The following is a 9,734-nucleotide window of genomic DNA, read 5'->3' as shown; positions in this document are numbered from 1 at the left end:
TCGGACTCGCTAGCCACGGCCATGGAGGCGTTCCGCGCATCGATCCGTCCGCGGCGTGGCCGCCGGCCGCGGGCCTCGATGGCAGGCTCCGCGCCGGGCCGCCCGTTGTCACCAGCACTCATGACTTCAAGGCTGTCGTTGAACCGAGCCCGGAGACTTTTCACCGCCTTTCGTGAACGGTTCTGGGCCGGTAGCCGGGAAAGCCTCAAGCCGCGGTCGAACCATGCCGCTCTGCTCCCCGTGGTCGAGGCCATGCGAGCAGCCGATCAACCACCTCTTCATGACGAACACGGTTGAGGCCGCGGCAACCTGTGACACAGAATCAGATGATCACAGCGACCTGCGGATCGGTCCCGCGGCGATGACTGGTCTTGCCCCGGCCGGTGCGGCAGGGTGAGCCGGCCGGCGCGGCGCAGGCGGTCATCGGGCAGTCGTGGGCCTCCACGCGCAGGAAGTTGGGGTGCCGTTAAGAAACGTGCCACCTCGCGTCCGGCACGGCGACGGCGCCATCACCATGCAGTTCGGGCAGTCGTAGCGCTCGACCGCCTTGGCGGCCTCCTCCGGAGCCGGCTTCACCCACCCCGTCTCGCAGAACCCTCTCTCACAACCGGAAGGTTCTGTGAGGAGTTCTGCGAACAGCCGCCCGCGCGAACGCGGCCGCTAGGCACATGGGCTCCGGCCTCGCAGAACTGGTCATTTCTGCGAACCACACGAGCTACATCCAGGTCCGCGCGTACGCTTGCAGTGCGTCGCGGACGAACGTCGCCCCCGCGGCGTCGTCGTACATGGCGGCGAAGCGGGGGTCGTCGACGAACATGTCCCCAATGCCGTTCACCATCTCGATCGAGCGCTCCCGGTCGCCCTCGGCGGTGGGGGTGCCCGGGATCTGACTCAGCCACTGGACGTGCCGGGCAGCCAGCGACTGAGCGTGTTCCGATGTCGGCGAATCCCCGGCCTTCACTGCAGCAACCCATGCGGCGACGAGGTCGTCGGTGTCCTGCTTCCAGGCCCGCTGCTGGTCGAGGCTCTTGCCATGCCACCAGTCGTTGCTCACTTGGAACGCGCGCTCGCCCCAACGTGAGATCACCTCGTCCTTGTAGAGGTCGTTGAACCCCGCCAACATGACATCCATCCGCGGTTCCACCCCCGCCTGCAGAGCCTCGAGCGTGTGACGCACAGACCGGACCTGCCGTTCGATGCGGTCCCGTTCCTCTTCCAACGCGGCGATGTGGGCGCGGAGCCCGTCGAGCGCGTCCACCTCGTCGGCCAGGACCTCGGCGATGGCCGGCAAGCCCATACCGAGCCGGCGCATGAGCAGGATCCGCTGTAGCCGGGCGACCGCGGTGGGGTTGTAGTAGCGGTACCCGTTCGCGCCGACCCGGGACGGGGCCAAGAGCCCGACGCGGTCGTAGTGCCGCAGGGTCCGGCTGGTGATGCCGGCCCTCGCCGCGAGTTCCTGGATCGTCCACTCCATCGTTCCAGTGTTACCCCCGGCGGAGAGTAGTTGCGATGATCTCCGAGGCGTCGGCGTGCAGGGCCTGCGCCGCCGTCTGCCCGGTCGCCGCCAGGTAGGTGTCGACCAGCCGGTTGCCCGCGGCGTACCCCGCGCCCATCGGCAGTCCTACCGGGGTGAGGCCGAAGCGCTCGGCGCTGGGGTCGCCGTGCACCCATGCAGTGAAGTTCTGCATGCCTGTCACGTCGAGCCCGGCGAGCACCTTGCCGAAGACCTCGTCGTCGTGCAGGTGCGGCACGCCGATGCGGGCGGGGCCGAGCTCGTCGCCGTAGAGCTGACGGGCGAAGGCGTCGGCCAGGCCCTCGCCGACGATGTACTCACCGACCGTGACGGTCATCGGGTCCCACACAACCCCGCCCGGGCTCCACCGCAGGTTGTGGTGCAGTTCGTGTACGGCGGTGGCCTCCAGCCGCTCCACGTTCTCGGGGAAGGGCCAGAACGTGATGGCGATGTGGCCCGAGATGCCGCCGAACCCGGTCAATCCTTTGCAGGGACCCATGAAGTGTTCGTCACCCGGATCGCCGAGGACGAACAGCACGGTGATGTCCGGGGCCTCCAGCCCCGGCGTAGCCTCCAGCAGTACGGCGAGAGCGTCGTCGAGCGCGCGTTCCATCCGCTCCCAGGCCCCGGCCGCAGCCAGGGTTTCGAGCGCGTCGAGGCAACGCTCCTCGTCGCGGTCGATGGGGAACCCGGACGTTTCGAGGTGTACGGCAACCAGGTCGACCTCGCCGGGGTGGTAGCGGTACATACCCTTGTTGGGCTCCAGCATCGAATGCAGCAGGCCAGCGCGGTCCGCGACCGGGGCCAGCAGGATCCGCCGCATGGCGGAGTAGGTGTCAAGAACAGTGATCGACATGGCCCCGATGCTAGAAGTTGACGCAGCGTCAAGGTCAAACCAGCGGCGCTCTTCGTCGAGGTACGACCGGCATGCCGTCACCCAGTCCCGTCATGACCGGCGGTTCGCCGCTGCGATGGACTCACGCAACTTGGTCAGCCGCTGTTCCGGCGTGCGCAGCTCCTCGGTCTTGCAGTCCGCGGTGAACACATCCACCGCTGCACCCCCGCCGTCGCCAACTGCGCCAGAGAGCCTCCTCGGAGGCCTGTCGGCGCGACCCGACTGACACAGCACCGCGACCGCGATGACCGGCGATCGCCAACCTAACCCGTCACACGGAGCTACTTTGCCCGTGGTGGCGCCGACCCGAGTGGGGCCATGAAGTACACGCGATGGCGTCCGGCCAGGTCAGCGGCTTGCGCTTAGCGCGACAGAGCAACCGTTCTGCCGGGTGTACCCGTTCGACCGCAGTCAGCCGGCCAGGGGCGACATGATTGCGTGTACCTGGTGGTACGAGTGTTACCGACACCCCGGTTCGCCGTAGGCCCCACGAGCGATGGGGCGAGTTCTCATCGAAATCGGCGACGGAGGCGCGCCTCTTGGACGATGACCTACGTCTCCTCCACGGTGAGGTAAGAATCCCGGGCCGGATGCAGAACTTTAGTCCGGCGAGCATTACCCGCGTTGACCTGGACGATGTCACATCCATGGGGACCGGCTGCACTCCCTGACAACGGCACAAGGCCGACGACCCCAGGAGACGCGATCAGGGAGGTGGAGCCGTGGAGGTGGGTCTCGGGAGCGTGGTCGTGCTCGGGCTCTTGTACGCCAGCCACTGCCTCAGGGTCTGGCTACGCGGGCGAGCCAGGCCGAGCACGGCCGGCGCGCAGGGTGCGAGTACGACCCCGGCCATGATCAGGGTGCTGCCCCCGGGCAGTCGGCTGACGGTCCGGGCAGCGGACGGCTCGATGGTCAAGGTCGATCTGGCTCGAGCAGCGGAGCCGCCCCATGGTCTATGACGACGCGGCCGTTGAGCCGCTCTTCCTGGCGGGGTGCCGCGAGGGCTGGCCAGGACCGGCCCAGACCACCAGGCCGGTCGAGGCGAAGGCCTTGCCGGACGGCGCCGGGGTCGCCATCGTGTCGCCGGTGCAAGCGGCGGTCGCCGCCTTCTACGCGCAGGAGGCCAAGAAGCTGTTCGGGTTCGTGATACGGCTCGGCACCGGCGACCCGGAGCTCGCCGCCGACATCGTGCAAGCCACCTTCCTGGACGCGTTAACCAGCTGGGACACGATTCGCGAGCACCGCGCCTGGATACGGCGCGTCGCCGAGCGCAAGCTGATGCGTGCCAAGGACCGCACACGGCTGAGAGAAGACCCGGTCGCCGAGCTGCCCGACGTCGAACGGGCGATGGCTCCCGGCCACCGCTCCGAGCTGCTGCGTCCCGACGCCGCGCTCGAACTGAGCGAGCAGATACAGCAAGTGACCCGCATGATCGCCAAGCTGCCCCACCGGCAGCGCATGGTGCTGGCCTGGCACCTGGACGGCTACTGCAACCAGGAGATCGCCAGACACCTGCGAATGACACCGGACGCTGTCCGCCAGAACCTCAAACGCGCCAAATCCGCCCTGAAGATCGCACATTACGGAGGTGAAGCATGACGCCGCGCGAGCAGTCCGATGCTGAGCTCGACGCGATTCTCGCAGCATTCAACCAGGTGGTGGACGACCTGGTGGATGAGGCGATCGACATCGACTCCGGCTGGGAGGCGATCGTGAGCGCAAGATCGGCTTCCGATAACACCGCTGCCCTGCGGGCGATGCGCGATCGGGTGCACCCCGCCTCCACACGCAAGGCGCTCCCCGTGGGAGACAGCCGTACCCGGCTGCCCCGGTGGGACAACATCCCGGTCCCCGCCGAGCCCAACGCCAGCGAGGTGGTGCACCACATCAGCGACGCCGGCATCAGCGACAGGATCAGCCGTGCGACCCACCTCGCCCAGAGCCGTAAGGCCGGTCGTGCCGCGGACGACGTTGTGGAGGGTTCGGGATCGCTGGCGATTCCCGGCGGCGATCTGCGGACGATGCGTAACGCTGACCGCGAGGAAACCCGGGCCCTGATCGCGCACTGGCGGGAGCTGTTGAGCAGTTGCCCGGCAGGGGCTCTCGGGATGGAAGGCTCGGCGAGGGTCACGGAAATGGTGGCCGCACTGGCGGAGAGCTCGATCACGGACCGGGACGAGCACACCGCCTTGCACCTGATCCAGGCCGCTTTCCCCCATCTGGTGTTTCTGGGCCGCTGCCATCCGGCTGTGTTGGAGGTGCGGCGTGCCTGGGCCGAGTCCCTGTCCGAGCTCGGCCGGCACCGGCGGGCCGAGTCGAGGCTGCGTCGACTGAGCGAGGACGAACAGCGGGTGTTCGGCCTTCCCAACCCGCGCACCACGCTGCTGCTGCTGTGGGCGCTGGTCGGCCAAGGCCGTTTGCGGGAGGCTGAGGACGGCTTCGGCTCGTTGCAGGGCCGCCTGCTCCTGTCACAGGGCCCCGACAGCCCGATGCTGTGGCATCTGCAGTGCCGGCGCGCCTGGTTGCTGGGGCAGCAGGGACGGGTGGAGGAGTCGGTGAGCGACTACGACGCCGTCATCATCAACCGGATCCACGAGCTGGACGAAAACCATGCCGACACCCTGGACGCGCGGCACTCCAAGGGAAAGATCCTCGTCGTCGCCGGGCAAGGCGAACAGGCGCTGGCCCTCCTGCGCAACCTGGGGGAAGACCGCGCGCGTATCCAAGGAGACCGGCATCCCGACACGCTGGAGACCCGCAAGTACCTTGGCCTGGCCCAGGCGCTGGCCGATCCGCGCGACGACCGCGTCGTCGGCCGGGTCATCCATGACCTCGAAGAGTCCCTGCATCTTCAGGACAAGCGGCACGGCCCAGGCCATCCCATGAGCCGTGACACGGCGGCATGGCTCGGCCGGCTCCTCCGCCTCCAGGAGGCGATCCGTTTTCGGGAACCGCTCCCCGTTCTGCGTCAGGTCCTGGCCGTCGACGCCACAGACAAGGACGGGAGCGTGTGCGCCGATGTGCGGTAGCGATCACCGCACGCTCAACCAGTTCCCCGATGGAAACAGTACAGAGAGTGAGGGAGGCAGAAATGAAGCTTGGACTGCTCACGGCCGCGCTCGGCCAGATGTCCCTGGAGCAGGTTGCCGCCTGGGCGCCGCAGGCCGGATACCAGGCGCTGGAGGTGGCGGCCTGGCCGGTCGGCAGCGAACACATCCACCAAGCCGCCCACCTCGATGTGGCCGGCTTCACCGCCGATGACGCCGCCCGCGTGCGCGAGCTGCTGGACGGTCACGGCCTGGCCATCTCCGCGGTGACCTACTGCGGCAACAACCTGCACGGCGATCCCGCAGAACGCGACCGCGTCCACCGTCACCTGCGGGCCTGCGTCGATGCGGCAGCGGTCTTGGGCGTCCGGTATGTCACCACCTTCATCGGCCGTGACGTCACCTTGCCGGTGGCCGACAACCTCAAGCAGGCCGAACAGCACCTGCCCCCGCTGACCGGCTACGCGGCGGACCGCGGCGTGAAGCTGCTTGCCGAGAACTGCCCGATGGAAGGCTGGCATCCCGACGGATACCCCGCCAATCTCGCCTACTCGCCCGAGCTGTGGGACTGGATGGCCGGACTCGGCTTCGGCCTCGCCTACGACCCCTCTCACCTGCCCTGGCTCGGCATTGACCCCCTCGACGCGCTGGAACACGCCCTGCGATCCGGCATTATCGGCCATGTTCAGGCCAAAGACATCCAAATCGACCAGCGGGCCCGCACTCGCTACGGGGTGTTCGGCAAGACAGCCGGACGCACCTCTCCCACCGACGTCGGCTGGTGGCGCTACCGCGTTCCCGGCCGCGGGCAACTCGACTGGAACCAGATCATCGACGCACTCTATGCCGCTGGATATGACGGCGACGTCGCCGTCGAGCACGAGGACCCGGTGTGGGGCGGCACACTCGAGCGGACCCTGCAAGGCATGCAGATCGCCGCGCACACCCTACGACCGCTGATCCTCACCACGACGAGAGCTGAGGAGCCGGCCTGAAGGGGTCCCAGTAGTCCTGACGAAACTTTCGTCGGATATGCCCTCATGGCGATCGCACACATCGGCTTCTTCACCCCCGCCGCTCTCATCGCCAAGCCGATCCCCGGTGTGCCCCCGGCCAGAACTACAGCGAGTAAGAAGGGCATACAGCATGAGCATGAGCATCGATAGGTTCGCGGTGGCAGGGGCAACAGGGCGGCTGGGCCGCCACGTCGTCGACGTCCTCACCGAACGGGGGCACCAGGTCGTGCCGATGTCACGAGCCACCGGCGTGGACATCATCACCGGTGATGGCCTGGCCGAGGCCCTCACCGGGGTCGAGGCCATCATCGACGTCGCCTCCTGGCACGCCTCCGAGAAGGAGGCGGCGACGGAGTTCTTCCGCACGTCGGCCCGCAATCTGCACGAGTACGGTCAGAAGGCGGGGGTCGCCCAGATCGCCATGGCGTCCATCATCGGCGTCGACAAGGCTATCGCCGGTTTCGTCGCCGCCAAGAAGGTGCACGAGGAACTCCTCCTGTCCGGCCCGCTCCCCGTCCGCATCCTGCGGGCCGCGCAGTTCCACGAATTCGTCGGACAGCTCCTGGACTGGCAGCAGGGCGACGTCGCCTACATCCCGGCCCTGCCCACCCAGCTCGTGGCCTGCCGCACCGTGGCCGAGGAACTGGTCGATCTGGCCACCGACCCCGGCGCGCCCGCTCAGCCCGCTCCCGGAACACCGATCCCCGAGATCGCCGGACCCCGCAAGGAGACCATGGCGGAGGCGGCCCAACTTCTCGGCGCCCGCCGAGGCATCAAGGTCGCCGCCCGGCTGGACGCCGGCCCGATGCGGCTGTACGGATACATCTCCACCAAGGAGGAGCTGTTCGACCTCATGGTGGACGAGGTCCACGCCGAGATCCTCCCCGAGGAGCAGCCCGGCGACTGGCGGGAGGTATTGCGCATCCGCGCCCACCGCACCAGGCAGGCCACCCTCCGTCACGAATGGCTGGCCGACCTGCTCGGCGGCCGTCCGACCCTGGGCCCAAACGCCCTCGCCGTGACCGAGGCCACGCTGGCCGCCCTCGACGACCTCGCCGACCTCGACACCGTCCTGCGCGCCGTGGAGACTGTCAGCGCCTACTTCACTGGCGCGATCAGGCGCGAGATCGCGAACCTGCGGGCCGAGCGCGCCACGGGCCTGTCCAAGCGCGACTGGCAGCGCGCCTCCGGCCCGCATGTGAGGAGGATGCTGGCCACGGGCCGCTTCCCGGCGCTGGCCAAGGCCGTGCACGACGGCACGGAGGTGGACGCCGAGGCGTCCTTCGCGACCGGCCTGGACTGGGTCCTCGACGCCGTGGCCGCCAAGCTCGCCCGGCCGCCGGCGTGACGCTCAGGATTTCCAGGTGACATCCGTGGCAGCGCATGACGCCGCCAGACTGCGCACCTACCTGCTCGACTGGTTCAGAGGCAAGCTCTGACGCCGGACGACCGGGCGGCGCTGGAAGGGCTGCGCCATCTGCAGCGGTACGCGGGCTCCTACGCTCATGTCCATGGCCAGCAGCCGCACCCCTCCGATTCGCGCTCACCGGCTCGCCGGTCGGCCTGCTCCCCTGGAACAGCCAGGCCATGGGCGGTCTCGACGCCGAGGCCCTCCTCGCCTACGTCACGATCTACTGGCTGGCCGGCACGGCCGGCTCTGCCATGGGCATCTACGCCGAACACGAGCGGCAGCGCGTCGATCCGGTGGTCGGGATTCTGGTCGGCGCTGGACACCCGCGCGTAGCCGAACAGTATGTGTCGGAATCTAGCGCACGAACTGTTCTCCGACATTGAAAGTCGACGCGGGTTGTCGACACATGGGACCTGGGGCTTTGTGATCGGTGTCCCAGTGTCGGCAAACACTCGTTTTCCGACATGCTCACGCCACGAGGAACATCGAAACCGGAACGTGCACCCGCACTTTCAGTAGCCAAAGTCACGGAGAGTACTACCGCTAATTTCTGCACTAATCCTCCCCGGAGGCCCACCCTCGCCGAGCGGCACAACGGACCGTGTGCTGACTGCCTTTGACGCTTATCCTGTCGGCCCCCTATGTGGGCCGGACCCCTCGAACGTACGCCGAACCTGCTCGGTGCGCATTGAGTATGACCTACTCATTGCGGGATGGTAGCGACGCCCTCACTGTGGGTGAAAGCACCCATAAGGGGGGGATCATGCGATTACGACACCTTGCCGCACTCGTCGCGAGCCTGCTCATGCTCGCGCTGGTGCAGACACCATCGGCAGAGGCGGCGGGTACCCGGCCCGTCGCGATCACCATCACCAAGGTCAGATGCGTCGACGACTGCCGCAACGAGGGGCTGGAGGCGGCCGGCGAGTCGGCGGCCGACTTCTTCGCCGAGGTCTGGATCGATGGCGTGGACCTGTCCAGGACACCACGGGCGCCCGACGACCAGGAGTTGGTGGAGCCATTCTGGCCCAAGGGCCACGACGTGCCTGACACGCGCACACAGGTGCCGATCTCGGTCCAGATCTGGGACTGGGACACCACCGGTGGGCACGACAATGGCGACGCCAGCCCGCGCAACAACGACAACAACCTGGACATCACCGTCGATCTGAACACCGGGCGCTGGACCGGCGACGTCGACTGGCCGCAGTCCTGCGCGATCGGCGACGGTAACCAGGACGACGACGAGGACGAGCCGCGGGTGGAGGTCTGCTTCGACATCAGCACCGACGCCACCTCCGGCGACGCCGACGGCGACGGGCTACTCGACGGCTGGGAGCGCAACGGCTACAACGACAACGCCGACTCCGTCATCGACGTGGACCTGCCCAAGATGGGCGCCGACCCGCGGCACAAGGACCTGTTCGTCGAGCTGGACTACGTGGGCGACCACCACCCCGACCGCGAGAGCGTGGCCGAGGTGAGAGCCGCCTACGCCGCCGCTCCTAAGGACGCGGGCGGCGTGCCCAATCCGGACGACAAACTCGGCATCACGCTCCATCTGGATATGGGACCGCTGGCCGACGGCGACCTGCGTGAGTCCGGCATGCCCCGGGGCACCTGCTCCGATGGGGTGGACAACGGAGGCGGCGATGCGATCGACGGCGGCGACCCCGACTGCTACTTCCTCAGCGGCAGCGTCGAAGACCCGCCCATCGGCGATTGCGATGACAACAACGACAACGACCTCGACGGCAAGACCGACGCCTACGATCCCGACTGCCTGATCGCCGACGACTTCGGCGCCCTGGCCAGAGGCAACGAGCTGATCGGCGACGGGACGACCAAGGTC

8 protein-coding genes are annotated in these 9,734 nt (G+C 68.0%); 6 read left to right on the top strand and 2 right to left on the bottom strand.

Annotated elements, in window-relative coordinates; genetic code table 11:
• Nucleotides 1–715: 715 nt before the first annotated feature.
• Both ABZ260_RS38605 and ABZ260_RS38600 read right to left on the bottom strand, forming a co-directional pair.
• Nucleotides 716–1,474 (bottom strand): MerR family transcriptional regulator, encoded by a 759-nt coding sequence (locus tag ABZ260_RS38605; RefSeq protein ID WP_355627358.1) that lies wholly within the window; start codon nucleotides 1,472–1,474, stop codon nucleotides 716–718.
• Nucleotides 1,475–1,484: 10 nt separating this feature from the next.
• Entirely contained in the window at nucleotides 1,485–2,369 is an 885-nt protein-coding gene (locus tag ABZ260_RS38600) for a DUF2268 domain-containing putative Zn-dependent protease (protein ID WP_355627357.1), read from the bottom strand.
• Between the two features lie 987 nt (nucleotides 2,370–3,356).
• Here ABZ260_RS38600 and ABZ260_RS38595 point away from each other — a divergent pair.
• The 6 genes from ABZ260_RS38595 to ABZ260_RS38570 form a co-directional block, all read left to right on the top strand.
• A complete protein-coding gene (locus ABZ260_RS38595; protein WP_355627355.1) occupies nucleotides 3,357–4,007 on the top strand; it encodes a sigma-70 family RNA polymerase sigma factor in 651 nt (216 codons plus the stop codon).
• Nucleotides 4,004–5,437, top strand: a complete 1,434-nt coding sequence (locus ABZ260_RS38590) for a hypothetical protein (RefSeq protein WP_355627353.1) — start codon at nucleotides 4,004–4,006, stop codon at nucleotides 5,435–5,437. The genes ABZ260_RS38595 and ABZ260_RS38590 overlap by 4 nt, the downstream gene beginning before the upstream one ends.
• 62 nt (nucleotides 5,438–5,499) lie before the next feature.
• Nucleotides 5,500–6,450, top strand: a complete 951-nt coding sequence (locus tag ABZ260_RS38585; protein WP_355627351.1) for a sugar phosphate isomerase/epimerase — start codon at nucleotides 5,500–5,502, stop codon at nucleotides 6,448–6,450.
• Between the two features lie 157 nt (nucleotides 6,451–6,607).
• Entirely contained in the window at nucleotides 6,608–7,819 is a 1,212-nt protein-coding gene (locus tag ABZ260_RS38580) for a TetR/AcrR family transcriptional regulator C-terminal domain-containing protein (protein WP_355627349.1), read from the top strand.
• Between the two features lie 239 nt (nucleotides 7,820–8,058).
• Entirely contained in the window at nucleotides 8,059–8,265 is a 207-nt protein-coding gene (locus ABZ260_RS38575; RefSeq protein ID WP_355627347.1) for a hypothetical protein, read from the top strand.
• A 380-nt stretch (nucleotides 8,266–8,645) separates the two neighbouring features.
• The coding region (locus ABZ260_RS38570) for a hypothetical protein (RefSeq protein WP_355627345.1) at nucleotides 8,646–9,734 on the top strand (1,089 nt) is incomplete at its 3' end.

The sequence above is a fragment of the Streptosporangium sp. NPDC006013 genome (assembly GCF_040614275.1).
GTDB lineage: Bacteria > Actinomycetota > Actinomycetes > Streptosporangiales > Streptosporangiaceae > Streptosporangium.
The sequence above is the reverse complement of the archived record's forward strand: the minus strand, read 5'-3'. Positions and strand labels throughout refer to the sequence as shown.